The following is a 25,929-nucleotide window of genomic DNA, read 5'->3' on the forward strand; positions in this document are numbered from 1 at the left end:
GAAAGGCATATTTGAATTTGTGATCATTTTAAAATCGACGAGGGAGATCGAACAGCTCCGGAAGGCGAATGGGATCGCCGCCGAGGTCTTTCAGAAATTGAGGCCGATGGTGGTCCCCGGAGTGACGACCCAGGAACTCGATCGCATCGCGGAGGCCTTCATTGTCTCGAAGGGGGCATTGCCCGCCTTCAAGGGGTACCGGAACTACCCCGCCACCCTCTGCATCTCGATCAACGAAGAGGTCGTCCATGGCATCCCCGGACCGAGGCGATTGAGGGAGGGCGACATCGTCAGCATCGATGTGGGGGTCAACCTCAACGGCTACTTCGGGGATGCGGCCATCACGCTGCCGGTCGGGGAGGTGGACGAGGGGGCAAAGAGGTTGATGGCGGTGACGGAGAGGGCCCTCTATCTCGGGATCGAGGTGGCCAGGGTCGGAAATCGGCTCTACGACATCTCCCACGCCATCCAGACCTACGTGGAGGCCAACGGGTTTTCGGTGGTCAGAGAGTTCGTAGGCCACGGGGTCGGCAAGAGCCTCCATGAGGAACCGCAGGTGCCCAACTTCGGATCCCCTGGTCAAGGTCCGAGGTTGGAGAAGGGGATGGTCTTCGCCCTCGAACCCATGGTGAACGAAGGGACCTATGAGGTGCGGATCCTCGCGGATGGTTGGACCGTGGTGACCGCCGACGGCAAGCGTTCCGCCCATTTTGAACATACGATCGCCATCACCGACGGGAAGGCCGAGATCCTGAGCCGGTTGTGATTTCCGGTGGGCCCTGCGTTGACCCCCGGGGCAAGAAGACCTTTTGGATCCACCCCGTCAGCGTTCTTTTTCGAGGAGGCGTTTGGGTCATGATGTATCGGGTCGCCAAGGACATGATTGACCTGGTGGGGTACACGCCGCTCGTGAGAATCAACCATATCGTTCCGAATAAAAAGGTAGAGGTCTATGCGAAGCTCGAGCGATACAATCCCGCAGGTTCGGTCAAAGACCGCATCGCCAAGTACATGATCGAATATGGCGAACGGGAGGGCCTCCTCACCAAAGACAAGATCGTCATCGAACCGACCAGCGGCAATACCGGCATCGCCTTGGCCATGGTCTGCGCGGTGAAGGGATACCGGCTTGAGCTGGTGATGCCGGAGACGATGAGCGTCGAGAGACGGAAGATCCTGACGGCCTATGGGGCGAAGATCATCCTGAGCCCTGGCTCGAGGGGCATGGACGGTGCGATCGACCTGGCCGAGGAGATTGCGAAGGACCCCAAATATTACATGCCCCACCAGTTTGAGAATCAGTACAACGTCCTGGCCCATTACGAGACGACGGGCGAGGAGATCTGGAGGGCCACGGAAGGAAGGGTGAAGGTCTTCGTGGCGGGGATGGGCACGACCGGGACCCTGATGGGGGTCTCCAAAAGGCTCAAGGAATATAACCCCGAGGTCAGGATCGTCGGCGTGGAACCCTATCCTAACTCGAAGATCCAAGGGCTGAAGAACCTTGAGACCCATTATGTCCCGGAGATTTACGATCCGAGCCGGCTGGACGAGAAGATCAACGTGAAGGACGAGGACGCCTTCGAAATGGCCAGGGTCCTCACGATTCGAGAAGGGATCTTCTGCGGGATCAGCTCAGGTGCGGCCATGTGGGGAGCCCTGCAGAAGGCCATGGAGATGGAGGAGGGCGTGCTGGTCACGCTCTTTCCGGACGGAGGGGAGAGGTACGTGAGCACGCCCCTCTATGAGCCCAGCAAATGCTTCGAGTGTTTAAAGAAGCATAAAATCCCTACCTGCCTCACCGAAGAATATATTCACTCCCTCGAGTGTCTGGTCAAAGGCGAGCGCTGAGGAACACGGCCTCTCCCAAACCCGACCCACCCTATAGCCGGGCGGACCCGCCTTAAAGTTTATATTTCAATTTTCTTAAAAGCTCTTTCCTCCATGAGATCCCCTCCCCTTCTTCGATCCCCTTGGGTGAGGAGCCATCGATCACGCCGAGGACGCCCCGGCCCTGTTCGGACTGGGCCAAGACGACCTCCACGGGGTTCGCCGTGGCGCAGTAAAGGGTGCAAACCTCTTGGCACATCTTGATCGCATTGAGGACGTTGATAGGAAAGGCATCCCTCAAAAAGATGAGGAAGGTGTGGCCGGCTCCTATGCGGTAGGCATTCTTCATGGCCGCCTCTTTAAGGGCTTCGTCATTCCCTTCCCCCCGCACCAGACAGTGGCCCGAGGCCTCGCAGAACCCGATCCCGAACTTGATGTTGGGCACCGATCCGACGAGCATCTCGTAGAGGTCTTCCACCGTCTTGATGAAATGGGACTGCCCGAAGATCACGTTGCATCCCTCTGGGATTTCGATTCGTTCCAGTTTCAGTTCCATCTCTTTCCTCCTGTGGTGAATGGATTAGATACCGCCATCGTCCTCCCTTTAAAGGAGCCTCCGTCCCCTCTTCCCCGGGAGGGCCAAACACGATCGGAGAAGGAGTTCATTTGATCGGGATCACCCGGCCGCCGGTCATCTTCACCAGGTCTTCGGGCGAAAGCTTAAAGACGGCCCGGGGAGTGCCAGCTGCGGCCCAGATCTCGTCGTATTGGAAGAGATCCTCATCGATGAACATTTCGGCCCTCTCGAGGTGACCCACCGGGGGCACACCGCCGATGACGAATCCCGTCTTTTCCCGGACGAAGGTGGCATCGGCTTTGACGAGGGGTTCGGAGACCCAGGGCTCGACCTTCTTCTCATCGACGCGGTTCGATCCGCTGGCCATCACCAGGATCGGACGGCCCGTCAGGCTCCCACGGAAGACGATGGTCTTTACGATCTGCTCCACCCTGCACCCGACGGCCCGAGCGGCCTCTGCGGAGGTCCGGGTGGTAACCGCGAGTTCTACCACCTGGTTCGGGAATCCGAGGGTTTTTAAGGCCTCTTGGACTTTGGATGCGCTCGGACTCAAAAGGGGACCCATCGAAAAAAATGTAGAGAATTTGTTTAAAAAAGTCAATTTCAACGGGCCATTGACTTTTTCGGCCCAATCCACTAATTCATAGCTGGCGGGATGGGTTTTTAAGCTTAAGCCTTAGCTTTGCCTTTGAGGCAAGGCCGACCAGGCTCAAAAGCGGGGCGGTCACCCCTTGGCAGGAACCGTCTCGAGCGGGGTCGGTAGAAGAAGGGAGAATGAACGATGACCCAGGTGATGATCAGACCGATGGAGCCGGAGGATATCAACGGCATTCTTGAAATTGACCGGAAGATCAGCGGAATGGACAGGGCGGTTACCTACCAGGGCCTGGTCCGGAAGGGTTTGGGGGGCGAGGTCGACATGAGCTTCGTGGCCGAGGTCGGCCAACAGCTCGTCGGTTTCCTTCTCGCCTACCTTTCCTACGTTCGGGAGGAGCTTTCCGAGGCCTGCGTGATTCAGATCTTCGGTGTGGATCCGGCCTTCCAGAGGCAGGGCATCGCCTCAAAACTCATCCAGGCCCTGATCGAAAGGTGCCAGGCCAGAAAGATCAAATTGATTCGGGTGATGGTGGCCGAAAGGGATGGCGATCTTCAAGGGTTCTTCAAACGATTCGGGTTCGAACGAGGGCGATATATCGAATATTCAAAAAATCTCTAAGGGGTTGTCCTGACCCTTGAAGGCTCTTTCCTAAGGGCCCTCCCTCACCGAGGTCCGGATTTCCAGCCTCCTTCCGTCCGTCCGGACCACGATGGCCCCATGCCGATCCGTCCTCAGGATCTTCGCTCCCAAGGCTTCGTACCGCTGGAGGACCGACGGATGGGGAAGCCTTCCGGCGGTCCCTTTCCCCACACTCATAATCGCATAGTCCGGTTTCACCCTTTCGAGGAAGGGGAGGCTGCTCGAGGAGTGGCTTCCATGGTGGGGGACTTTGAGCACCTGTGCCCGAAGCCCATGGCCCTTTCTCACCATCCTTTCCTCAGCCTCGGCCTCCACATCTCCCGGCAGGAGGAAGAGGACCTCTTTGAATGTGATCCTCAACACGAGGGATTGGTTGTTAAGCCAGGTGGAAAACCGCTTTCGATCCGTCGGAGGGGTGAACGCCGGAGGATTGAGGAAGGCGATCTCCACCCCGTTCACCCAAAGGGGATCGGACTGTTCATTGTGGGATCGGTGCGGGATCTGCCTTTGGCGGAGCGTCTTCCATAGAGGGGCAGAGGCCTCCATGCGTTGGGTAAGCCCGTTGTCCCAGAACTGGCCGATGGTGAATTGGGAGGCGATGAAGAGCAACCCCTTCCAATGGTCCGGATCCGGGTGGGTGAGGACGAGGTAATCCATCTTTCGGATCTTCTTCTTCCACAGGAAGGGGGCGAGCACCCTCTTTCCGATATCGAAGCGGCCCTCGAAAGATCCCCCTCCATCGATCAGCATCCTCTTGCCCCTTGGAAACTCGATCAGGATCGAATCTCCGTGACCCACGTCGAGGAAGGTGATTTGGAGGTCTTTTCGGAGAACGTCCTTGAAGCCCCAGTAGAGACCATTGGCGATGAGGAGGAGTATGGCCGAAGCGAAGAGCCAACGGAGGCCTCTTCCCCTTCGAAGGTGGACTCCCAAGAAGACGAGAAGGTAGAAGAGCAGGACCTCCAAGGCGGTGGGGGTGGGAAGGTAGAGGGAGGCGAGCGGGATCGAGGCCAAGGCTCCGAGGACTCTGAGAAGAAGGTCTGTCAGGGATTGGGCGAGGGCGATGAGAAGGCTTGCCAGGGGAGAGAAGACGAAGGAGAGGAGACAGGCGATCAAGGCCAGGGGGACGATGAGGAACCCAACCCAGGGGACGATCAGGGGGTTGGCCATCCACCCGATGAGGGAAATCCGGTTGAAATGGAGAACCACGATGGGAGCGGTCCCGACGATGGCGACGACCGTGACGAGGAGGGAGAGCATCCCATATTGAAAAATCTTCCGTTTGTGGGAAACCCCAGAGGGGAGGAGGGGTATCCTTAAAACGTTCTGATAGAGGCGCGGCACGAGGTAGAGGATGGCCAGGACTGCCGAGAAAGAGAGCTGGAAGGAGACGTCGAAAAGGGAAGGGGGCGAGAAGAGGAGGATGACGAAGGCGGCCAGGCCGAGGGAATGGAGGAGGTGTCTTTGGCGGTCGGTCACGATGGAGAGGAAGAGGGCAAAGACCATGATCGCAGCCCGGATGACGGAAATCCCCCCACCTGCAATGAAGACATAGAGGAGGAGGCAGGGGAGGGTGAGCCCAGCAGCCCATTTTTTGACCGAAAGGGAGAGGAGGAGAAACTCCGAACGCTTCATCAATCCGAAGAAGAGGGAGAAGGTGAGGAGGGCGACGATGCCGAGGTGATCGCCAGAGATGGCCAAGAGGTGTGCCGTGCCTGTGGCGACGAAGGATTCTCGAACCTCTTCCGGGATCCTTCCTTGTTCTCCCAGCACGAGGGCCTGAAGGATGGAGGAGGCGGGGGGTTGGGTCTCCTTCTCTATAAACGCCCTTATATGGTCCCGCCAGGCCTCGATCTTCGAAAGCAGGGGGTTTCCAAATCCATCGCCCGTTTTGACCCAAAGCCTCTCGTCGGACAGGTATCCGATGGCATAGATCCTCTCGTGGGCGAGATAGCGTTCATAGGAGAAAACCCCGGGGTTTCGGAACCCCGTGGGCCGTTCCAGCCTGCAGAGGAATCGGATTCGATCTCCGTAACCCACGGCCGGGTCCGGATCCTTCAAGTCCAAGAGGAGGCGACCTTCCACCGAGGCCAGATGGTTTTCAGACCGGACCGTTCGGGCTTCGATCCTCAGACGGGTCCCCTCGGGCCTTCGCTCTGGCGGCCGGACGATCGTTCCCTCGACCAAGACCCGATCGGCACGGGTGAACCGGGAGATATGGTGGTGAGGGAGATCGGGATAAACGTAGGACTGCATCGAGGCCATCCCCAGGCCGAAGAAGAAAAGGAGGCCGAGCCAGGAGCCTTTCCGTTGCCATCTCAGGAGGAGGAAGAGAAGCCATAAGCCGAGGAGGCCCAGGAGGAGGAAGAGGGCCAAAGGGCCCTTCAGAGGAAGCTCGAACTGTCCGAACCAGATCCCGGCCGCATAGAAGAGAACGGCTGGAAGCAGGGGGAGGCGGAAGACCGATCCCATCTTTTCTCATGGTCCTCGTGGGTCAATCGTCAAGGAATCATACCGCCTCGGGAGGGGGAGATCAACGGGAGGACGAGAAGGGGTTGGAACGGCCTTTTTTGGGGCCGATCGTCGGGTTGACAAGGCCTTTGACTTTATTTTAAAAATTTTTATAATTTAAAAATTATATGCCAAGAGGAAAGGAGGGTGAAGATGGATGCCAGACGTTCGGATTAAGGAGAACGAGTCCTTCGAAAACGCGCTTCGTCGGTTCAAAAAACAGGTGGAGAAGACAGGGATCCTTTCCGAGATAAGAAAGCGGGAACATTACGAGAAGCCGAGCATCAAACGGAAGAAGAAGGCGTTGGCTGCGAAGAAGCGGATGATGAAGAGGATGAGGAAGCTCGCCGAGAGAGGATGAGATGTCCCTGGAAGAGAAGATCACCGAAGAGATGAAGCAGGCGATGAGGGCCAACGATAAGGTTCGGCTTTCGGCGATCCGGATGATCCGGTCATCTCTCAAGAACAAGGAGATCGAACTGAGGAGAAGACTGGAGGATGAGGAGGTGATCAAGGTCATCCAAGGCATGGTGCGCAAGGCCGAAGAGTCGATCGAGCAGTTTCAGGCGGGGGGGCGGACCGACCTCGTGGAGAAGGAGCGGGCGGAGATCGAGGTCATGAAATCGTTTCTCCCGCAGCCGATGAGCCGGGAAGAGCTCCTCAAGGTCATCGACGAGACGATCCGGGAAACCCAGGCCTCGTCCGTGAAAGATATGGGAAAGGTGATGAAGGCGGTGATGCCCAAATTGGGGGGGAGGGCCGATGGCAAGGTGATCAATCAGCTGGTCAAAGAGAGACTGTCCCCATAACTTCCCTCCTCTTAACGATCTCACCCCAACACGCTATGGATCATCGTTCCCTCAAGGTTTTAGAGTATGACACCCTCTTGGGCTTCTTAAAAGATTTATCCATCTCACCCCTGGGCCAGAGGCGATGTCTCGGCCTGAGGCCCCTGACGGACCCCCTCCTGATCGAATCGAGGTTGAACGAGGTGATGGAGCTGAAGGAGATCCTCCAAACCGTGGGGGATCTCCCCCTCGGAGGGCTGAAGGATATCGGCGATCTCCTAAGGCGTTTGGACGTGGAGGGGACCGTCCTCGACGTCCAGGAGATCCTCAGCCTCTCCGCCATGATCGCCCTTTCGAAAGGGCTGAGGAAGTTCTTCCAGAGGCCGGAGATCCGGGCCCCGATCCTTCGAGAGAAGGTCTCGGGCCTGGCCTCCCATAAGTCCCTTGAAAGGGAGATTCTCCATGCGGTGAGCCCCAAGGGCGAAATCCTCGATCGGGCAAGTCCCCAGCTTTCGGCCCTCCGCCATCGCCTGGCAGAGGTGAGGCAGAGGGCGAAGGAGACGCTCGAACGCCTCCTTCGCCGGGAAGACCTTCAGCCCATCTTCCAGGAAGATTTCATTACGTTGAGAAACGGGAGATATGTCCTCCTGGTCAAGGTGGAGTTCAAAGGCCGGCTCGAGGGGATCATCCACGATCAATCCCAGAGCCGGATGAGCGTCTACTTCGAACCCCTTCAGGTCGTCCCCTTCAACAACGAGATCAGTGTCCTTTACGCGGAGGAGAAGGAAGAGGAGTATCGGATCCTCTCCGATCTCTCCCGGCAGATCCGGGCAGATTTGCCCTCCCTCTGGGCCGATTACGAAATCCTCGGTGAACTCGACTGTCTCTATGCCATGGCCCGATTGAGCCTCCTCCTCAACGGGACCAAACCGGCCCTGAACGAAGAGGGGAGGATCCTCTTGAAGGAGGCGAGAAACCCCTTGCTCAGCCTCCGACAGGTCGAAAAGGTCGTTCCGGTCGATCTCCGGATGGAAGGAGGGGTGCGGACCTTAATCATCAGTGGCGCCAACGCGGGGGGAAAGACCGTCGCTCTCAAAACCCTTGGGCTTTTGACCCTGATGGTCCAAACGGGGCTCCCCATCCCCGTGGCCGAAGGCAGCGAGGCAGCGGTCTTTCGAGAGGTCTTTGCCGTGATCGGCGACGAACAGAGCCTCACCGAGAACCTGAGCAGCTTCTCCGGCCATCTCCTTCATGTGAACGCCATCCTCGAGCATTCCGGGCCGCATTCCTTGGTGCTCCTCGACGAGCTGGGTGGGGGGACGAACAGCTCCGAGGGGGCGGCGCTGGCCATGGGATTTCTCGACCTGTTCAGGGAGAAGGGGGCCTCCGTCGTCGTCACCACCCATTTCGACGGCCTTAAGGCCTATGGCTTTCTCCATCCCGATGTCGAGAATGTCTCGGTCAGGTTTGACGAAAAGACGATGGAGCCCCTCTACCTGCTCTCTTACGGAACGACCGGGACGAGTCATGCCCTGATGGTGGCCGAAAGGTTGGGGATCTCCGAGAAGGTGCTGAGACGGGCCCGACAACATCTGGTCGGAGGTGGAGAGGAGCTGACCCAGGCCTTGAAGGGGCTCGAAGAGGCGAGGAGGGAGGCGGAGCTTCAGCGCCATGCGTGGGCCAAGGCGAAGGAAGAGGCGGAGCGAGAGCGGAAGAGGTTCCGGGAGCTCCTCCAGAAGATCCAGGAGGGAAGAGAAGCGATCCTCCGCAGGGCCGAGGAGAGGGTGAGAAAGTCGGTCCAGATGGCAGAGGAGGAATTAAAAAACTGGCTGAGGTCACAAAAAGAGAGGCCTCCCTCTCAAGTCCGTCCAAGGGAGATCCAGAAGATCAAAGCGACGTTTCTCACCCCTTTCCAGAAAAAGAGATCCAGGGTCGGATCAAGTGGATTCACCACGGGGGAACGTGTTAGAATTGAGAGCCTCGGCAAAGAGGGCGTCCTCGTCCAAGTGGAGGAGAAGGCCAATCGGGCCGAGGTCATGACGGAGAAGGCCAGATGGATCATCCCCCTCCACGATCTCGCAAGGGTTTCCAAGACCGAGCCCGGGGGTGAGGGAGGAGGGCGGGAAACCCTTCGTCCTTTCACGCCCCCTTTTGAGAAGCCCCCAGAGGAGGCTCTCACCGAGTTGAATGTGATCGGCCTGACCATCGACGAAGCCCTGCCGCTGGTGGACAAGTTCATCGATCAAGCGCTCCTTCACGGGAAAGAGAAGGTCCAGATCATCCACGGGATCGGATCGGGAAGGCTGCGGGCCGCCATCCAGCGATATTTGAACGAACACCGAGGGGTCAGACAGGTCTCCCCGGCGGACCTGAGACATGGGGGTGCGGGGGTGACCGTGGTGGAGCTGAGGTAACCTCCTTTGACCAATGGATTTCTCTCGCCCGAGAAGATTGGAGAGATCCGAAATCGAGCCAGCCTCCTTGAAGTGGTTTCGGACTACGTCAGCCTGAAGAAGGCGGGGAGGAACTTCAAAGGGTTATGCCCTTTCCACGCAGAGAAGACCCCCTCGTTCATGGTGAACGAGGAGAAGCAGATCTTCCACTGTTTTGGTTGCGGGGAAGGCGGCGATGTCTTCGCCTTTTTAATGAAGGCAGGCCATCTCACCTTCGTCGAGGCAGCCAGGGAGCTGGCCAAACGATATGGGGTAGCCCTCCCCCGTTCCGAACCCTCCCGTGCCGCCTGGAAGGAGGGGGCCAAGCGGGAGACCCTCTTCCAAATCAACCAGATGGCCGCCGACTACTTTCATGACCTTCTCGTCCGGAGAAGAGAGGGGGAGGAGGGACGAGATTACCTGGCCCAAAGAGGCGTGAGCCAAGAAGTGATCCAGGAATATCGATTGGGCTATGCAAGCGCCCAGTGGGAGGGCCTGGTGGAACACCTCAGGGAGAAGAAGGCCCCTCTGGAACTGGCGTGGGAAGTGGGGTTGATCCTTCCGAAGCGAAAAGAGGGATGGTACGACGCCTTTCGAAGGAGGATCATCTTTCCCATCCTCGATCTCCAGAAACGGGTCGTCGGATTCGGAGGCCGTGCGCTCGGAGATGGGCAGCCCAAGTATCTCAACTCCCCGGATTCGACGGTCTATCACAAGGGCGAGGTCCTTTACGGCCTCCATGTGGCAAGGCGCTTTATCCCGGATCGCCAAGGGGCCATCCTCGTCGAAGGGTATTTCGATCTCCTCACCCTCCATCAATACGGTTACTCCCAGGCCGTTGCGACCCTTGGCACAGCCCTGACGGCCCAGCAGATCCGGATCCTAAAGCGATATACGGAAATGCTCTTCTTGGTCTACGATTCCGATCGGCCTGGCCTTCAGGCGATGCTCCGCACCTTGCCCCTCCTCCTTGAGGAGGAGATGCTGGCCCGGGTGGTCCTCCTTCCCCCAGGGGAGGATCCGGACAGCTTCCTGAAAAAAGGAAACCGGGGACTTTTTGAGGAGAGGTTGGCCCGAGCCCCTTTCTTGCTCGACTTTTTCTTCGACTGGTTGATGGGGCTTTATGACCCGAGGTCGATCGAGGGGAGGGTGAAGATCGCCAAGGAGGGGATGGCGATGGTCCAGAGGATTCAGGAACCGGTCCGGAGGGCCCTCTATGTCAGGGCCTTGGCGGAACGTCTCGACCTCAAGGAGGAGGATCTCCTTAAGGCGGTTCGGTCGGTTCTTCCTCCCAAAGCCCCATCTCAAGGAGGTTCTCGGGAGGCTTCGGGAAGCCCCCTTCCCAAATCGGAGGAGACGCTCATCCGCCTCATGATCCAACATCCCGAATCCATCCCGGTGATCTCCAGAGAAGGGATCTTGAAGGAGTTCGAAAGCCCGTTGTTGAAAAGGATGGGCGAGCAACTGGAGTCGATCTACCAGAGGAAGGGGAGGCTGGAACTTTCGGAGGTCGTTGGCGAGGTGGAAGAGGAGTTGAGGGAGAGGCTCTGCCACTATGCCTTTGAAGAAGGGGGGGAATGGAACGAGGCCTCGAAACGAATTTTGAAAGATTGTATCGAAAAGATTCGGCGCAAAAAACTGAGCCAGGACGAGAAAGACCTCCTCAGGCGGATTCAGGAGGCGGAGCGGCGAAACACCGAAGAACTCGAAGGCCTCCTGAGGAGGCGGCAAGAATTGGCCAGGCAGAAGGAGCTTTTGAGGAGCATGGGTCGCAAGGCTTGAGAGGTCAAGATGGCACGAGGGGCAGAGGGGAACAGCATGGAAGACGTCCTCTCTTTGGGGGAAGAAAAGCCGTACGCCCCCTTCAACGATGCGAAGGGATCTGCCTTGGAGGAGCTCACCTCCGCCGATCCCATCGACGATGTCTTCCTAACCCTGGACGAGATCGATCTGGAGGGGACCGAGGACGTGACAGGACCGGAGGTCGAACCGGATCGCCTCTGGGAGGCCGAAGAGGAAGAGGAGGAATGGACTCATGGGGGAGGCAGCAACGATCCGGTTCGGATATATCTCCGGGAGATGGGGGCCGTCTCCCTCCTCAACCGGGAGGGCGAGGTGGAGATCGCCAAAAAGATCGAGGAGGGAAAGAGAGAGGTCCTGAGCGTCGTTCTGAACTGTCCCATGGCCGTCAAGGAGATCCTCCACTTGGGACAGGCCCTCAAATCTGGAAAGGTCCATATCCGAGAGGTGACCAGTGCCATCGACGAGGACGAGACCAATGCGGAGGAGGTGCAGAGTCAGAAGAGGAGGGTCTTGGAGCTGATCGACCGAATCCGGCGCAGTCAAACGGTGGGTCAGAGGACCGCGCCGAGAAGAGGCCCCTCGGAGAAGAGGGGCGGGGGTGGTCGCGCACGGGGGAAGCCCGAGGAGACCATCGAGTGGCTGAGGGCGATCCATTTGAAAGAGAGTCAGATCCACCGGATCATCCAGAAGATGAAACATCTCCTCGGCCGGATGGAGAAGGCGGAACAGGAGATCAAAAGGTTGGAAGATCAGATGGGGATCACGGTCCGGGAGGCCAGGGCCCTTTTGAAGAAAAGAAGGGCGAGAAAGGAGCAGGAGAGGGCCTCCCATCGAGATCGGTCTCTGAGTTGGGCCGATCTCCAGGAGATCGATCGGGCCGCCAAGGCCTATGAGAAAAAGATCGCCCGTTGGGAGGCCGAGGCCGGTCTCTCCACCCACCAATTAAAGGGGGCTGTGCAGGCCATTTTGGCCGGCGAAGCCAAGGCAAAAGAGGCAAAGGCCGAGCTGGTCAAGGCCAACCTGAGGCTGGTCGTCTCCATCGCGAAAAAGTATATGAACCGGGGGTTGCAATTTCTCGACCTGATCCAAGAGGGGAACATCGGATTGATGAAGGCGGTGGACAAGTTCGAATACCAGCGGGGATATAAGTTCAGCACCTACGCCACCTGGTGGATTCGGCAGGCCATCACCCGGGCCATCGCAGACCAGGCCCGGACGATCCGCATCCCAGTCCACATGATCGAGACGATCAACAAACTCGTCCGGACCTCCAGGGCCCTGATCCAGGAGATCGGCCGTGAACCGACCCCCGAGGAGATTGCCGAGAGGATGGAGATCCCCCTGGAAAAGGTCCGCCGGATCTTAAGGGTGGCCAGGGAGCCCATCTCCCTCGACACCCCTGTGGGGGATGATGAAGAGAGTCATCTGGGAGACTTCATCGAAGACAAGAACCTCACGTCGCCGATCGATGCCGTCATCCACATCAATTTGGCGGAACAGACCCGGAAGATCCTTTCGACGCTCACCGCAAGGGAGGAGAAGGTCTTGAGGCTTCGTTTCGGCATCGACGAAAAGTATGATCGAACCCTCGAGGAGGTGGGGCAGGATTTCGAGGTGACCCGTGAGCGGATCAGGCAGATCGAGGCTAAGGCCTTGCGAAAGCTCCGTCATCCGAGTCGGGCCAAAACGTTAAGGCCTTTTATCGAGACCTGATTCCGGAGGGGTAGGAAAGAAGAGGCCGAGAACAGGGATGAGACGCTTAACCTCAAGGTCTCCGGAGGGGAGGAACGCCAAGGGGTCGAAGGTTGACACCCCGAAGGGATGGAATATAATCAGAAGAGGGCCCATAGCTCAGCTGGAAGAGCCACCGGCTCATAACCGGAAGGTCCCTGGTTCGAACCCAGGTGGGCCCATTGGAACGGAAGAGGGTGGTATCCATCGGTCTCAATGTAAGAAGCTCCACTATGGGTTTTGGCCGGAAAAGAGTGCACCCTCCGGTGCACTCTTTTTCATTTTAGGATGAGAGAAACCTTTTCCCCCCGAGAGACCATCACCGGGGGATGGTGAGACGGGAGGTTACCCTTGAAGGAAGATCTCGAACTCCTTTGGGAACTTCAGAAGATCGATCTCGAATTGAAGATGATCGAGGAAGAGCGAAAACGGTATCCCAAGGAAATCCTAAAGCTTGAAGAGAGACAGAGGCAGGAGAGGGAGAAGGTGCTCAAGGAGAGGGAGAGGCTCGAGGCCCTCGAGAAGGAGAGGAGGCAGAAAGAGAGGCACCTCCTCGGAGAGCAGGATCGGATCAAGCGGTCCGAGGGGAAGATGATGGAGGTCAAGACGAACAAGGAGTATCAGGCCCTTCTGGCCGAGATCGATGCCCTGAAGGAGGCCGCTGGCCGGACCGAGGAGGAGATCCTGCTGCTGATGGAGGAGCTGGAGGAGATGAAGAAGCAGCTGGCCCGCCGGGAGAGGGAAATGGCCCATACCCTCGAGCAGGTCGAGGCCGAGAAGAGGGCGCTTCTGGAGAGATTGAGCCGGGGGGAGGAGCTCTATAAAGAGAAGATGGAACGAAAGGAAGTCCTTTCAAAACAGGTGGAGTCGAAGCTCTTCAATCTCTACAATACGCTGAAGGAGAAACGGCAGGGCATCGGGATCGTGAGCGCCAAGAACGAGACCTGCCAGGGCTGTTTTGTGAACGTCCCTCCCCAGCTCTTCATCGAGGTCCAGAAGAACAACGCCCTCATCCGGTGTCCCAACTGCAGCCGTATCCTCTACTGGGAGGGGAACGGGGAGAAGAAATGATGCCAAAGGCCGGAGGGAAAACCCGCGAGAGAATCGAGGAGCTTTTCATCTTCATCGACGGCGCCTCCAAGGGCAATCCGGGTCGTGCAGCGGCAGGGGTCTACATCACCGATCGGGAGGGGAACGCGATCCTTAAAAAGGGAAAGTTCCTCGGCCACCGGACCAATAACGAAGCAGAATATGAGGCCCTTCTTTTAGGGATGGAGGAGGCGAGAAAACTCGGGGGGAGGACCGTTTCGGTCTATACCGATTCGGAATTGGTTCAGAGGCAGGTGGAAGGTCTCTACCGCGTCCGGGAGCCCCATCTGATGGCGCTCCATGCGAAGGTGATGGAGAGGAAGAAGGCCTTCGAGACCTTCAGGATCGAGTCGATTCCGAGGGAAGAAAACCAAGAGGCGGACCTTCAGGCCAACTTGGCCCTGCGAAAGGGATTCCAAAGGGAGAAGAGAAAGGGGGGGATCGGAAGGGAATGAGATGGTCGCCCCGCCTCCTGTCCCAAGGACCCGGAGGTGGGGAGGAAAGTCCGAGCTCCACAGGGCAGGGTGGTCCGTAACACGGACAATTCCGTCTCCCAAGAGGCGGAAGAAGGAAAGTGCCACAGAAAAGATACCGTCCCGCCCCGCGGGATAAGGGTGAAAAGGCGAGGTAAGAGCTCACCAGCGCCCCGAGCGATCGAGGCGGCTTGGTAAACCCCACCCGGAGCAAGACCAAATAGGTCCCGTTTCTCCTTGCACCAAAGCAGGGAGAGGAGAAAGGCCCATTCAACTCCCCCTCCAACCCGGAGGGGAGACGGGACGGGTAAGGTCGCTTGAGGTCCTGAGCAATCAGGATCCCAGATACATGACCATCCCTCCGGTCCCGTCCCTGGCGGGGCCGGAGGACAGAACTCGGCTTACGGTTCTCTCCGCTCCCCCTCGAATTTCCCTGCGGCCGTCGGAATTTTCCAATCCCATGGGAAGAAAGCTTACCCCCGAACAGCGAAGGCGACGGAACGAGCTGATCCTCATCGGGGTCATCTCGGTGGTGATCGTCGTCCTGACCACCGTCGAGATGAAGATCCCCCAGGTGGCCGAACAGGTGCCGATCGCCAACAACATCATCATCTTCACCCTCATCAACATCAACATCATTCTGATCCTCCTGCTCATCTTTTTGGTGATTCGAAACCTGGTCAAATTGGTCTTCGAACGGAAGCGGGAGGTCCTCGGGGCGAAGTTGAGGACCAAATTGGTGATGGCCTTCATCCTCCTGACCCTCGTCCCGACGTTCCTTCTCTTCTTCGTGGCCGCGGGATTCATCACCAACAGTGTCGAGCACTGGTTCAAGGCTCAGGTCGAGCAGTCCCTTCAGGTCTCCTTGGAAGTCGCCCAGACCTACTATCGGGATTTTTCTCAAAATACGGTCTCCTCCGCACGGCAGATCAGCCGCGCCCTCACCCAACAGGGCCTTTTCAAGCGCGAGCCCGACTGGCCCTCCCTCAAGCGGCTCTTGGAGGGGAAACGCCAAGAGTACCATCTGAGCGCCTTGGGACTTTTCCTCAAAGGAGAGAGGGGGGCCCTTCGAACGGAGGACCCCGCCTTGAAGGGGCTTTGGTTTTCGTTGCCCAAGGACATGGTGGAGGTCGGGTATGCGGGAAAGGAGATCTCGAGGACCCTCCCTGTGGGGGAGGGGGAGATGATCACCGGGGTTGCTCCGGTCTTCGATCCCACGGAGAGGGGCGAGGTCGTCGGCATCCTCGTAGCCTCCTACTTTTTGCCGAAGAGCCTGTCCGAAAAGATGAAGGCGATCTCCCAGGCCTCGGTCGATTACAGACAGTTGAAGGCGTTGAAGAGGCCGATCAAGTTCAGCTACATGATGGCCCTGTTGATGGTCACCCTCCTCATCGTCTTCTCCGCCATCTGGTTCGGGATTCGGTTGGCCAAGGACATCACCGTCCCCATCAAGGAGCTGGCGGAGGCCACCCACCGGATCGCCGAAGGCGACCTCAATGTCCGGATCGAGATGAAGGCGGCCGACGAGATCGGGAAGCTCGTCCAGTCCTTCAACCAGATGACGAGGGACCTCCAGGTGAGCCGGGCCGAGCTCGAGCAGAGGAGGAAGTACATGGAGATCGTCCTGAAGAATGTGGCCGGGGGCGTCCTCTCCATCGACGATCAGGGCGTGATCACCACGATCAATACCTCTGCCGAAGAGATCCTCGGGATCAAAGCCGAGGAGGCCCTGGGGAGACCTTATGCCGAGGCCCTCGACCGGGCCTACCAAGAACAGCTTGCCGGCCTTTTAGACGAACTGAAGTCCTCCCAGAAGGATTCGATCGAGAGGCAGGTCACCGTCACAAGCCGCGGAAAGGCCTTCTCCCTGTTGATCCACCTTGCGACGTTGAAGGATGAGGAGGGGAGACCCCTGGGGTTTGTGGCCGTCTTCGATGACCTGACCCAGTTGATCAAGGCCCAGAGGATGGCGGCCTGGAGGGAGGTGGCCCGCAGGATCGCCCACGAGATCAAAAACCCCCTGACCCCGATCCAGCTCTCCGCCCAGAGGTTGAGAAAACGTTACCTGGAAAAGCTCGGAGACGACGGAAAGGTCTTCGACGAGTGCACCCGCACGATCGTCAAACAGGTCGAGGAGCTAAAGGGGATGGTGAACGAATTTTCGAACTTCGCCCGGATGCCGGCCTCGAATCCCACCCCCAATTCGCTCAACGAGATCATCGAGGAGGCCCTTCTCCTCTTTCGAGAGGCCCACCGGGAGGTGAGGTTTCTGTTTACTCCGGAGCAACTTCCGGTCCAATATCTGGATCGGGAGCAGATGAAGCGGGTGTTGATCAATCTCATCAAGAATAGCCTCGCGGCCATCGAACAGGATGGCGAGATCCACATCCGGACGAGTTATGACCCGAACCTCCAGATGGTGCGGTTAGAGGTGAGCGACAACGGATGTGGGATCCCGGATGAGGACAAGGGCAGGCTCTTCGAACCCTACTATTCGACGAAAAAGAGCGGGACCGGCCTGGGACTGACGATCGTCAACGCCATCGTCTCCGACCACCACGGATACATCCGGGTCCGCGACAACCATCCCAAAGGCACCACCTTCCTCATCGAACTTCCCGTCAGGGCATAGGATCGATCACTTGAGCCTGGGCAGCCAGGTGGCGATCTCGGGAAAGAGGATCAGAATTCCCACGGCGATCAGCTGGATGATCATGAAGGGGATCACCCCCCGGAAGATGTGGTTCATGGTGACCCCCGGAGGGGCCACCCCCCGGAGGAAGAAGAGGCTGGCTCCGACCGGAGGGCTGAGAAAGGCGGTCTGGAGGTTCATGGCGATGAGGACCGCATACCAGAGGAGATCGATCCCGACCTGCTGGGCTGCCGGCACGAGCAAGGGGACGGCGATCAGGCTGATCTCGAGGAATTCGAAGAAGATCCCGAGGAGAAAGATGAGGATCATGCTGGTCACGATGAAGCCGACCTTCTCTCCGGGAAGGTTGAGAAGCCACCCCTTGACCATCTCCTGACCCCCCAGACCGATGAAGACCATTCCGAAGGCGCTTGCGCCGATGACCACCAGGAAGACCATGCAGGTCAGGAGCATCGTCCCCTGCATCACCTCATAAAGCATCCTGAGGCTGAGGCGACGGTGCAGTCCGCAGAGGATGAGGGAGCCGAGGACGCCGATCGAGGCCGATTCCGTAGGGGTGGCGATGCCGAAGAAGATGGAGCCCAGGACCGCGATGATGAGACAGGACGGCGGAAGGACCGATTTGAGGACTCGCAGGGCGATCTGCCTCCGGGAGAGGGTTGAAGGGATGGGAGGAGGGGAGAGTTCGGGTTTGAGGTAAGCGATGACCCCGATGTAGAGGATATAAAGAATAACCAAAAGGATTCCGGGGAGGAAGGAGGCGGCGAAGAGGTCGCTCACCGAGAGGCCCATGACATCGCCCAGCACGATGAGGACGATGCTCGGGGGGATGATCTGGCCCAGCGTGCCGGCCGCGCAGATCGTGCCCGTGGCGAACTCCGGAGAATAGTGATGGCGGAGCATCGTGGGAAGGGCGAGCAACCCCATCGTGACGATGATCCCTCCCACAATGCCGGTCGAGGCGGCCAGCAAGGCCCCCACGATGATGACGGAGATGGCCAGGCCTCCCCGAAGGGGTCCGAACATGACGGTCATCATCTCGAGGAGTTCGTCGGCTATGCCGGAGCGTTCGAGGATGAGTCCCATCAGGACGAAGAGGGGAACCGCGATCAGGGTCATGTTGGTCATCAGACCCCAGACCCGGAGAGGGAGGAGGGAGAAGAGGTCCAGTCCGAAACCGATCAGGCCGAAGAAGAGGGCGGTCGATCCGATGGCGAAGGCCACATGGGTGCCCAGCAAGAGAAGGACGGTCAAGGAGATGAGCATCAGGATGCTCAGGGATTCCATCAGGGTTCCCCCTTTTGAGGGTCTTGCCTCCGGGCCGAGGGAGGGTGAAAGAGAATGTGGATGCTTTTGATCAGTTCAGAAAGTGCCTGCAGGAGGAGAAGGCCGAACCCAACGGGAATGGCCGCCTTGAGCACCCATCGAGCGGGGAGGCCTCCAGGATCTCCGGACCGTTCGGCGATCTGGTAGGCCGTGAGCATGAATTTCCAGGAAAAGCCGATCATCAGGAGACAGAAGGGGATGACGAGGATGAGGAGGCCAAAGAGGTTGACGCCGGCTTTCATCCGGGGGGACATCCGGTCGTAGAAGATGTCGACCCTCACATGGCGATCGTATTTCAAAGTGTAGGCCAGGCCGAGGAGGAATAAGAGCGAATAGAGGTGCCAGGTCGTCTCCTGAAGGGCGACCGAGGTGATCCGAAAGAGATACCTCTGGATGGTCTCATAGGCCGTGACGGCAAATAAGATCAGGGCGAGCCACATGACGACCCGCCCTGACCACTCGTTGATGAAATCGATCAGGCGAACAAGCCAATGCATCGCTTCCGCCCACGCCCTATTTTAATTCCTCAGCCTTGAAGTAGGCCCTCGCCGCGATCTCTCCCCAGGGATCCACATCCTTTCGGAATTTCAGATAGGCTTCATAGACCTTCTTGAAGGCGCCGGTTTTGTCGGCGGCCGCCTCCTCGGCCAGGACATCGTGGGTCAACTTGCGGAAGGCCTTGAGGACGTCGACCGGAAATTTGACGAACTTCACGTCGGGGAATTGTCTCTTGATTTCGGCCATCCCCTTGGCATTCTCCATCTCGAATTGGGCGTAGGACCAGTTGTTCACCTCATAGGCAGCCGCCCGGACCACGGCCTGGAGGTCTTTGGGAAGCTCGTCCCATTTCTTCTTGTTGATCATCAGTTCGCACTGGGACCCCGGCTCATGCCAACCGGGATAGTAGTAGAATTTGGCCACTTTGGGAAATCCGAGCCTCAAATCGTGGGCCGGGCCGACCCATTCGGCCGCATCGACCACCCCTTTCTCAAGGGCCGGGACCCTCTCCCCCCCGGGCAGGAGGACGACGGAGACGCCCGCCTTGGCCATCACTTTCCCTCCCAATCCCGGGATGCACATCTTCAAACCCTTCAGATCGTCCATCGTCTTGATCTCTTTCCGAAACCATCCGCCCATCTGGACCCCCGTGTTCAACATGGGGATGGCCACGAGGTTAAAAGGAGCATAGACCTCGTTCCAGAGTTCGAGCCCGCCGCCTCCGTTGAGCCAGGCGGTCATCTCATCGAAGGTGAACCCGAAGGGGACGGCCGTGAAGAACTGCGCAGCCGGGACCTTTCCCGGCCAGTAGTAGGAGGCGCTGGATCCCATCTCCACGGTTCCGGCCGAAATGGCGTCAAAGCCCCCCAGGGCAGGGATGAGCGTTCCGGCAGGGAAGACATCGATCTTCATCCGTCCCCCGCTCATCTCCTCAACCCGTTTGGCGAAGAGCTCCGCTCCCTCCTGAAGGATGGGAAACTTCGGGGGCCAGGAGGTCACCATCTTCCATTTCACCGAGGCCCGGGAGACCTTCACCGACGAGAGCGTGGCCAGGGCGGCCGCCCCACCGACCCCTGCATATCTCAAAAAGTCCCTCCGTCTTACCATGACGATCCCTCCTTTGGAAGTATGATTGACAGACATTACAACCTAACTTCCCACCCGTGTCAAGACGCCCTTCACCCGCCCTCTTCGTTTTCGGTTTTGGGTTGACAACTCCTTGGAAATTTGTAAAGATTTACCCATCTCAAAAGGGAAAGGAGTTTTTTTGGGTCTATCACCTCGATAAATCTTTCCAGAAAGGAGGCTATTATGAAGAGGATTAATCGTCGGACGTTCATCAAATATTCGGCCGCCGTGGGCGCCTCTGCGGTCCTCCCCGGAGTCCCCACCTTGTTGAGAGCCCAGCCTCCGGAAATCAAGATCGGTTCGATCCAGCCCGTCACAGGGGTCATCTCGGATATCGGGATCGCCATGAGACGGGGAAACCAGATGGCCGTCGATGACATCAATGCCAAGGGAGGCATCAAATCGATGGGAGGGGCGAAGCTGAGGCTCCTCCTGGGGGATTCAGAGGCCAAAGAAGACGTGGCCCGATCCGAAGCGGAACGGTTAATCAAGGAAGGGGCGGTCTGTCTGGTGGGTCCCTTCTTGAGCGGTAATGCCATGGCCATCGCCACCCTCTGCGAGCAGAGGGGCGTCCCCTTCGTGATGGACGTGGCGGCTGCGGATGACATCACACAGAAGGGCTTCAAGTATACCTTCCGGGTCTTTCCCACGACGACCAAGTTTGCCGACTCGATGCTCTTCTACATGGACAAGATCATGAAGGATAAGAATATCAGCAAGTTGAGGGGGGTGGTGACCAATACGGGGGATCTTTTCGGCAGGGTTCAGGGAGCCACCTTCATCAAGGCGGTCCGGGAGAAGAAGTTTCCCATCGAGATTTTGGGTCACATCGAATATCCTCTCGGGATTCAGGATCTGTCGGCAGAGGTTTCGAAGATCAAGGCGCTCAAGCCCGATGTGCTCTTTCCGGTGGCCCGGCCCGGGGATGCGAAGTTGATGATTCGGGAGCTTTATAAGCAGCGGGTGGAGCTTCAGGGGATCATCAGCCCGGGCAGTCCGGGGTGGTATGAGCCGGAGTTCATCCGGGACATGAAGGTGTTGGCCGATTTCGTGATGGACAACGTGCCCTGGTACAACCCCATCGGCAAGATGTATAAAGAGGTCAACGCCGCCTTCATGAAGAAGTACCCCGGAAAGTATATCGACACCAACTCCGGCTATGCCTACCTCGGCGTGCTGGTGATCGCCGATGCCCTGGAGCGTGCCAAATCGACGAAGGCCGATGACATTGTGGCGGCCCTGAGGAAGACCTATTTCAAACAGGATCTGATGGTGGGCCTGGCGGTCTCTTTCAACGAGCGAGGCGACAACGTGAACGCGGATACCGCCATGATCCAGGTGCTCGATCAGACGATCAAGGTGGTCCTCCCGGAAAAGGCGGCCGAGGCGAAGTACGTCTATCCCATGCCCAAGCAGCTCTGGGAGCGAGGCGTCTAACAAGTATGGACGTCAACCTTATCCTTCAACTGGCGGCAAGCGGATTTCTCCTGGGAGGGGTCTACAGCCTGATCGCTTTAGGCCTCTCCCTCATTTTTGGCGTGATGAAGGTGATCAATTTTGCCCATGGGGCCATGCTCGTCTGGGGCATGTACGTGGCCTTCACCTTGATGACATGGACCGGCCTCGACCCCTTCTTCTCCTTCCTCATCAGCGCAGGGGTCCTCTTTGTCATGGGATATATCGTCCAGCGGACCGTTGTGAACCGGATCATCACCTTTCACGAGTCGATGCAGGTGATCGCGATGGTCGGGGTGATGATGATCCTGGAGAACAGCGCCCAGCTGATCTGGGGTCCCGATCCCCACAGCCCCCACACCAAGTATTCCCTGAGCACCCTCTGGTTGGGCGGCGTGATGATCGACCTTCCCAGGTTCCTGGCCTTTTCCCTGGCCATCCTGATCGCCGCGGCCGTCTTTCTATTTTTGAAATACACGGACATCGGAAGGTCGATCCGCGCCGCGGCGGATAACCGAACCGGTGCCCTCATCGTGGGGACCGATGTCAACAAAGTCTATGCGGTCTGTTTTGGCGTGGGGGCCGCCTGTGTGGGTGCGGCCGGTTCCCTCCTCGTCCCCCTCATGCCCATCTCCCCCCATACCGGCTTTCCTTTTAAGTTGACGTCCTTCGCCATCGTCATCCTCGGTGGCATGGGCAGCCTTCCGGGGGCGATGGTGGGGGGGCTTTTGATCGGGGTGGCCGAATCTCTGGGCACCGCCTTTATCCCGAGCTCCCTCAAACAGGTGATCAGCTTCGGGATCATGGTCTTGATCCTGCTCTTCAAACCTCAGGGACTTTTCGGAGGGAAGGCCACGTGAAGAAACTCTACCTCCTGCTCGGATTTCTCTTGTTCGTCCTGTTGCTCCTCCCCAGCCTGGTGAGCGACTATATCCTCGGCGTCTTCGTCCTGATCTTTTTTTATGCCTACATGGGTCAGTGCTGGAATATCCTCACCGGATATGCGGGCCCGATCTCCCTCGGCCACTCCCTCTACCTCGGCATCGGGGCCTATCTCTCGACGAAGCTGGCCATGGACCTCGGGCTGACGCCGTGGATCGGGATGTGGGTCGGTGGCATTGGGGCCTCTCTGGTGGGATTGGCGATCGGCTTTTTAGGATTCCGGTTCGGATTGAGAGGGGTCTATTTTGTGTTGCTGACCATTGCCTTTGCCGAGATCGGACGGCTGGTGGCCCTCCATCTGAAGCCCTTGGGTCATATGATGGGCCTCTTCGTCGACTTCAAACCGGGGTGGGTCAATTTTCACTTCCGGGGGAATCTCCCCTATTACTACATCGCCCTCGGCTATGTCCTCTTTTCCTTGATCGTCGTCCGGATGCTCGAGGTGTCGAAGTGGGGCCGCTATTTTTTGGCGATCCGGGAGGATGAAGATGCGGCCGAAAGTTTGGGGATCAATGTCTTCAAATACAAGATGATCGCCATCGGCCTCAGTTCCTTTCTGACCGCCCTGGGCGGGACGTTCTATGCCAATTACATCTTCTATCTCCATCCCACGAGCGTGATGTCGATGTGGGTCTCGATCGAGATCATCATGAGGCCCATCATCGGAGGCATCGGGACGCTCTTCGGCCCCCTCATCGGCTCCCTGCTGCTCACCCCCCTCTCGGAGATCTCGCGTTCCTATTTCACCAAGGCAGGGCTGGAGGGGATCCACATCGTGATCTACGGCCTGCTTCTGGTGATCGCGGTCCTCTTCTTCCCGGGGGGGATTTACGCCTATATCAAGAGAACGCTTAAGCCGATCTTAGAAACGTCCGGAAGCCATGGAGGTTGAAATTGGCCCTTTTGACGGTCAAGGCAGTGAGCAAGAACTTCGGCGGATTGAAGGCGGTCTCCCAGGTCTCGTTCGAGTTACAGACCGGAGAGATCTTGGGGATCATCGGTCCGAACGGGGCCGGCAAGACGACCCTCTTCAACGTCATCACGGGATTTTTAAAGCCTGATTCAGGAGAGGTCTGGTTCAATGGAGAGAATCTGGTGGGGTTGAAACCCCATCAGATCTGTCAGCGAGGAATGGTCCGAACCTTTCAGCTGGTGAAGCCCTTTGCCGAGTTGACGGTCCTGGAGAACGTGGTGGTGGCCGCCCTCAACCGGGCCAGGACGATCAAAGAGGCGAGGGAGAAGGCCATCCGAACGATCGAATTGGTGGGCCTGAAGGAGAAGATGAACGCTCAGGCCTCGGGTCTCACCATCGGCCAACGGAAACGCTTGGAGTTGGCCCGGACCTTGGCCACCGAGCCGAAACTGCTCCTGCTGGACGAGGTCATGGCCGGATTGACCCCGACGGAAGTGGACGAGCTCATCCATCTGTTGAAAGAGGTGAACCATCGAGGGGTCACCATCCTGCTGATTGAGCATGTGATGCGCGGGTTGATGGCCCTCTCCAGACGGGTGGTCGTTTTAAATTACGGGCAGAAGATCGCCGAAGGGGTGCCGACGGAAGTGGTGAGGGATCGCCAGGTGATCGACGCCTATTTGGGGGAGGAGTTCGCAAGTGCTCAGGGTTAATGGGATCGATGTCTTCTACGGAGACCTCCAGGCCCTACGAGGGGTCTCCTTCGAGGTCCAGCCGAAAGAGATTATCGCCATGGTCGGCTCCAACGGGGCCGGAAAATCGACGACCCTGATGACCCTCTCGGGAATCCTCCGGGCCAGGGCAGGGGAGATCTTCTTCAACAACAACCCGGTGCATCAGCTCTCCTCCTCCCGGATCGTCGAGATGGGGATCGTTCAGGTGCCCGAGGGACGACAGCTCTTTCCCTCCCTCACCGTCCTCGAAAACCTCGAGATGGGGGCCAGGTTTGCAAAGGCCAAGCGGGAGAAAGGCCGGACGATGGCATGGGTCTTCCAACTCTTTCCCCGGCTTGAGGAGAGGAAACGCCAGTTGGCCGGGACGCTCAGCGGCGGGGAGCAGCAGATGCTGGCCATCGGACGGGGGTTGATGGCCTGCCCCTCCCTCCTGATGCTCGACGAACCTTCTCTGGGCCTTTCTCCCCTTCTCGTCAAGACCATTTTTAATATCATCAAAGAGATCAACGAGCAGGGAACGACCATCCTCCTGGTGGAACAGAATGTGTTCCACTCCCTCACCCTCTCGCACCGGGGATACGTCCTCGAAAACGGCGCCATCGTGATGAGCGGGCCCAGCCAGGACCTCCTCAAAAACCAGCACATCCGGCAGAGCTACCTGGGCCTTTAAGGGATGCGGTCGGACCTTTTGGCCCCTCCCTCTCTCTCCGAACCCAGGAGGAAAGATTGAGAACGATGACCGTGAAGGTTCCCCAGCTACTTTGGTATGGCCAGACGGAGATGGAGCTCGAGTTCCCCAGAGGTTGGTCCGTCTCCTACTGCCCGATGAAGGGGGCCGAAAGGAGGAAGCTCACCCCCGACGAGATGGAGCAGGCCTTTCACCATCCCATCGGTTCGAAGCCGATCTCCGAACTGGCCAGAGGAAAGAAAGAGGTCGCTATCCTCTTCGATGATATGGCGAGGCCCACACCGGTCCATGAGATCGTCCCCTTTCTGTTCCGGGAGCTGGAGAAAGGCGGCATTCAGGATCGGCAGGGGCGCTTCATCGCAGCCCTCGGCGCCCATGGGGCGCAGACGGCAAACGACTTTAGAAAGAAGCTGGGGCAGGAGGTCCTGGACCGATTTCCAATTTACAATCACCATCCCTTCGATTATTGTAAGTTCATCGGGAAGACGAGCCACGGCACCCCGGTCTCCATCAACCAGGAGGTGATGGCCTGCGATTTGAAGATCGGGATCGGCTGCATCGTCCCCCACTCCTTCTCTGGTTATGGAGGGGGCGGAAAGATCCTGCTGCCGGGGGTGGCCCATATCGAATCCATCCGGGCCAATCACGGGCTGATCAAGAAGTATCCGGAATGCGTCGGCCTGGGAAAGATCGAGGGGAATATCCCCCGGCTCGATATCGAAGAGGCGGCCCGGATGGCGGGGTTGGACCTCAAGATCGATGCGATCCTCAATCTCCGAGGAGAGATCACCGGCCTTTTCGTCGGAGATCCGATTCTGGAACACCGTGAAGGGATGAAATGGGCGCGGGAAGCCTATGCGACCCGCCCGGCTCGAGACATGGATGTGGTCGTGGTCAACACCTTTGCGAAGGCCAACGAGTGTGCGATCGCTCCCTTCATCGGCATCCCCTCGTTGAAAGAGGAGGGCGGGGATCTGGTCATCATCGCCAACGAGCCTGCGGGCCAGATGGTCCACTACCTCTTCGGAGAATTCGGGAGATGTGGAGAAGGAGGAATGAAATTGCCTCAACCCATGTCCAAGAAAGTGAGAAGAATGATTGTCCTTTCCCCTTTTAGGGAC

Annotated in this window: 23 protein-coding genes, 1 tRNA gene and 1 other RNA gene; 19 read left to right on the plus strand and 6 right to left on the minus strand. The window is 58.2% G+C overall.

The features are described 5' to 3' along the window. Window positions 1–19: 19 nt before the first annotated feature. Together map and N3G78_02165 are read left to right on the plus strand one after the other, a co-directional pair. Window positions 20–766: a type I methionyl aminopeptidase gene (gene map / locus N3G78_02160; protein ID MCX8116723.1), complete on the plus strand. Its 747-nt coding sequence runs from the start codon at window positions 20–22 to the stop codon at window positions 764–766. A gap of 92 nt (window positions 767–858) precedes the next feature. Next, a complete protein-coding gene (locus tag N3G78_02165; GenBank protein ID MCX8116724.1) occupies window positions 859–1,851 on the plus strand; it encodes a cysteine synthase family protein in 993 nt (330 codons plus the stop codon). A 52-nt stretch (window positions 1,852–1,903) separates the two neighbouring features. Here the strand turns inward: N3G78_02165 and N3G78_02170 are convergent, their stop codons facing one another. Together N3G78_02170 and N3G78_02175 are read right to left on the minus strand one after the other, a co-directional pair. Beyond that, window positions 1,904–2,386 (minus strand): adenosine-specific kinase, encoded by a 483-nt coding sequence (locus tag N3G78_02170; GenBank protein MCX8116725.1) that lies wholly within the window; start codon window positions 2,384–2,386, stop codon window positions 1,904–1,906. 106 nt (window positions 2,387–2,492) lie between these two features. Further along, a complete protein-coding gene (locus N3G78_02175) occupies window positions 2,493–2,972 on the minus strand; it encodes a YbaK/EbsC family protein (GenBank protein MCX8116726.1) in 480 nt (159 codons plus the stop codon). Between the two features lie 216 nt (window positions 2,973–3,188). On the opposite strand from N3G78_02175, the gene N3G78_02180 reads away from it, so the two are divergent. Next, window positions 3,189–3,623: a GNAT family N-acetyltransferase gene (locus tag N3G78_02180; GenBank protein ID MCX8116727.1), complete on the plus strand. Its 435-nt coding sequence runs from the start codon at window positions 3,189–3,191 to the stop codon at window positions 3,621–3,623. A gap of 30 nt (window positions 3,624–3,653) precedes the next feature. Here the strand turns inward: N3G78_02180 and N3G78_02185 are convergent, their stop codons facing one another. Then, window positions 3,654–6,116: a DNA internalization-related competence protein ComEC/Rec2 gene (locus N3G78_02185; protein MCX8116728.1), complete on the minus strand. Its 2,463-nt coding sequence runs from the start codon at window positions 6,114–6,116 to the stop codon at window positions 3,654–3,656. 196 nt (window positions 6,117–6,312) lie between these two features. Here N3G78_02185 and rpsU point away from each other — a divergent pair, with 196 nt between their 5' ends. The 10 genes from rpsU (at window position 6,313) to N3G78_02235 (ending at window position 17,103) form a co-directional block, all read left to right on the plus strand. Further along, the gene (gene rpsU / locus N3G78_02190) at window positions 6,313–6,516 is read left to right on the plus strand and encodes a 30S ribosomal protein S21 (GenBank protein ID MCX8116729.1); all 204 of its coding nucleotides are present in this window, start codon (window positions 6,313–6,315) and stop codon (window positions 6,514–6,516) included. Between the two features lies 1 nt (window position 6,517). Then, window positions 6,518–6,964, plus strand: coding sequence for a GatB/YqeY domain-containing protein (locus N3G78_02195; protein ID MCX8116730.1), 447 nt, complete (start codon window positions 6,518–6,520; stop codon window positions 6,962–6,964). A 35-nt stretch (window positions 6,965–6,999) separates the two neighbouring features. Next, window positions 7,000–9,357, plus strand: coding sequence for an endonuclease MutS2 (locus tag N3G78_02200; protein ID MCX8116731.1), 2,358 nt, complete (start codon window positions 7,000–7,002; stop codon window positions 9,355–9,357). A gap of 6 nt (window positions 9,358–9,363) precedes the next feature. Then, window positions 9,364–11,157: a DNA primase gene (gene dnaG / locus N3G78_02205; protein MCX8116732.1), complete on the plus strand. Its 1,794-nt coding sequence runs from the start codon at window positions 9,364–9,366 to the stop codon at window positions 11,155–11,157. A 9-nt stretch (window positions 11,158–11,166) separates the two neighbouring features. Next, window positions 11,167–12,891, plus strand: coding sequence for an RNA polymerase sigma factor RpoD (gene rpoD / locus N3G78_02210; protein MCX8116733.1), 1,725 nt, complete (start codon window positions 11,167–11,169; stop codon window positions 12,889–12,891). Window positions 12,892–13,018: 127 nt separating this feature from the next. Next, a tRNA-Ile gene (locus tag N3G78_02215) sits at window positions 13,019–13,091 on the plus strand. A 169-nt stretch (window positions 13,092–13,260) separates the two neighbouring features. Beyond that, window positions 13,261–13,980, plus strand: a complete 720-nt coding sequence (locus N3G78_02220; GenBank protein ID MCX8116734.1) for a C4-type zinc ribbon domain-containing protein — start codon at window positions 13,261–13,263, stop codon at window positions 13,978–13,980. After that, window positions 13,980–14,453: a ribonuclease HI family protein gene (locus N3G78_02225; protein ID MCX8116735.1), complete on the plus strand. Its 474-nt coding sequence runs from the start codon at window positions 13,980–13,982 to the stop codon at window positions 14,451–14,453. The genes N3G78_02220 and N3G78_02225 overlap by 1 nt, the downstream gene beginning before the upstream one ends. Beyond that, an RNA gene (gene rnpB, locus N3G78_02230) (RNase P RNA component class A) lies at window positions 14,442–14,890 on the plus strand. The genes N3G78_02225 and rnpB overlap by 12 nt, the downstream gene beginning before the upstream one ends. 41 nt (window positions 14,891–14,931) lie before the next feature. Next, window positions 14,932–17,103, plus strand: a complete 2,172-nt coding sequence (locus tag N3G78_02235) for an ATP-binding protein (protein MCX8116736.1) — start codon at window positions 14,932–14,934, stop codon at window positions 17,101–17,103. Window positions 17,104–17,109: 6 nt separating this feature from the next. On the opposite strand, the gene N3G78_02240 is transcribed toward N3G78_02235, so the two are convergent. The 3 genes from N3G78_02240 to N3G78_02250 are packed head-to-tail and all read right to left on the minus strand — an operon-like array spanning window position 17,110 to window position 20,055. After that, entirely contained in the window at window positions 17,110–18,411 is a 1,302-nt protein-coding gene (locus tag N3G78_02240) for a TRAP transporter large permease subunit (protein MCX8116737.1), read from the minus strand. After that, window positions 18,411–18,947, minus strand: a complete 537-nt coding sequence (locus tag N3G78_02245) for a TRAP transporter small permease subunit (protein MCX8116738.1) — start codon at window positions 18,945–18,947, stop codon at window positions 18,411–18,413. Before N3G78_02245 ends, N3G78_02240 begins: the two co-directional genes overlap by 1 nt. 16 nt (window positions 18,948–18,963) lie before the next feature. Then, the gene (locus N3G78_02250; GenBank protein ID MCX8116739.1) at window positions 18,964–20,055 is read right to left on the minus strand and encodes a TRAP transporter substrate-binding protein; all 1,092 of its coding nucleotides are present in this window, start codon (window positions 20,053–20,055) and stop codon (window positions 18,964–18,966) included. A 204-nt stretch (window positions 20,056–20,259) separates the two neighbouring features. Here N3G78_02250 and N3G78_02255 point away from each other — a divergent pair, with 204 nt between their 5' ends. From N3G78_02255 to N3G78_02280, 6 genes are all read left to right on the plus strand, one after another. Then, a complete protein-coding gene (locus N3G78_02255) occupies window positions 20,260–21,513 on the plus strand; it encodes an ABC transporter substrate-binding protein (GenBank protein MCX8116740.1) in 1,254 nt (417 codons plus the stop codon). Window positions 21,514–21,518: 5 nt separating this feature from the next. Further along, the gene (locus N3G78_02260) at window positions 21,519–22,391 is read left to right on the plus strand and encodes a branched-chain amino acid ABC transporter permease (GenBank protein ID MCX8116741.1); all 873 of its coding nucleotides are present in this window, start codon (window positions 21,519–21,521) and stop codon (window positions 22,389–22,391) included. Further along, window positions 22,388–23,365: a branched-chain amino acid ABC transporter permease gene (locus tag N3G78_02265; GenBank protein ID MCX8116742.1), complete on the plus strand. Its 978-nt coding sequence runs from the start codon at window positions 22,388–22,390 to the stop codon at window positions 23,363–23,365. The genes N3G78_02260 and N3G78_02265 overlap by 4 nt, the downstream gene beginning before the upstream one ends. Before the next feature lie 2 nt (window positions 23,366–23,367). Beyond that, window positions 23,368–24,099, plus strand: a complete 732-nt coding sequence (locus N3G78_02270; GenBank protein ID MCX8116743.1) for an ABC transporter ATP-binding protein — start codon at window positions 23,368–23,370, stop codon at window positions 24,097–24,099. Continuing rightward, window positions 24,086–24,790 (plus strand): ABC transporter ATP-binding protein, encoded by a 705-nt coding sequence (locus N3G78_02275; protein MCX8116744.1) that lies wholly within the window; start codon window positions 24,086–24,088, stop codon window positions 24,788–24,790. The genes N3G78_02270 and N3G78_02275 overlap by 14 nt, the downstream gene beginning before the upstream one ends. 65 nt (window positions 24,791–24,855) lie before the next feature. Beyond that, the coding region (locus tag N3G78_02280) for a lactate racemase domain-containing protein (protein ID MCX8116745.1) at window positions 24,856–25,929 on the plus strand (1,074 nt) is incomplete at its 3' end.

Source organism: Thermodesulfobacteriota bacterium (genome assembly GCA_026415035.1).
Lineage (GTDB): Bacteria > Desulfobacterota > BSN033 > BSN033 > UBA1163 > RBG-16-49-23.

Bases quoted from the DNA above. Each gene is read 5' to 3' on its own strand.
- N3G78_02165 (MCX8116724.1), top strand. From the start codon at position 859: ATGTATCGGGTCGCCAAGGACATGATTGACCTGGTGGGGTACACGCCG.
- N3G78_02170 (MCX8116725.1), bottom strand. From the start codon at position 2,386: ATGGAACTGAAACTGGAACGAATCGAAATCCCAGAGGGATGCAACGTG.
- N3G78_02175 (MCX8116726.1), bottom strand. From the start codon at position 2,972: ATGGGTCCCCTTTTGAGTCCGAGCGCATCCAAAGTCCAAGAGGCCTTA.
- N3G78_02180 (MCX8116727.1), top strand. From the start codon at position 3,189: ATGACCCAGGTGATGATCAGACCGATGGAGCCGGAGGATATCAACGGC.
- N3G78_02185 (MCX8116728.1), bottom strand. From the start codon at position 6,116: ATGGGATCGGTCTTCCGCCTCCCCCTGCTTCCAGCCGTTCTCTTCTAT.
- rpsU (MCX8116729.1), top strand. From the start codon at position 6,313: ATGCCAGACGTTCGGATTAAGGAGAACGAGTCCTTCGAAAACGCGCTT.
- N3G78_02195 (MCX8116730.1), top strand. From the start codon at position 6,518: ATGTCCCTGGAAGAGAAGATCACCGAAGAGATGAAGCAGGCGATGAGG.
- N3G78_02200 (MCX8116731.1), top strand. From the start codon at position 7,000: ATGGATCATCGTTCCCTCAAGGTTTTAGAGTATGACACCCTCTTGGGC.
- rpoD (MCX8116733.1), top strand. From the start codon at position 11,167: ATGGCACGAGGGGCAGAGGGGAACAGCATGGAAGACGTCCTCTCTTTG.
- N3G78_02225 (MCX8116735.1), top strand. From the start codon at position 13,980: ATGCCAAAGGCCGGAGGGAAAACCCGCGAGAGAATCGAGGAGCTTTTC.
- N3G78_02235 (MCX8116736.1), top strand. From the start codon at position 14,932: ATGGGAAGAAAGCTTACCCCCGAACAGCGAAGGCGACGGAACGAGCTG.
- N3G78_02240 (MCX8116737.1), bottom strand. From the start codon at position 18,411: ATGGAATCCCTGAGCATCCTGATGCTCATCTCCTTGACCGTCCTTCTC.
- N3G78_02245 (MCX8116738.1), bottom strand. From the start codon at position 18,947: ATGCATTGGCTTGTTCGCCTGATCGATTTCATCAACGAGTGGTCAGGG.
- N3G78_02250 (MCX8116739.1), bottom strand. From the start codon at position 20,055: ATGGTAAGACGGAGGGACTTTTTGAGATATGCAGGGGTCGGTGGGGCG.
- N3G78_02255 (MCX8116740.1), top strand. From the start codon at position 20,260: ATGAAGAGGATTAATCGTCGGACGTTCATCAAATATTCGGCCGCCGTG.
- N3G78_02260 (MCX8116741.1), top strand. From the start codon at position 21,519: ATGGACGTCAACCTTATCCTTCAACTGGCGGCAAGCGGATTTCTCCTG.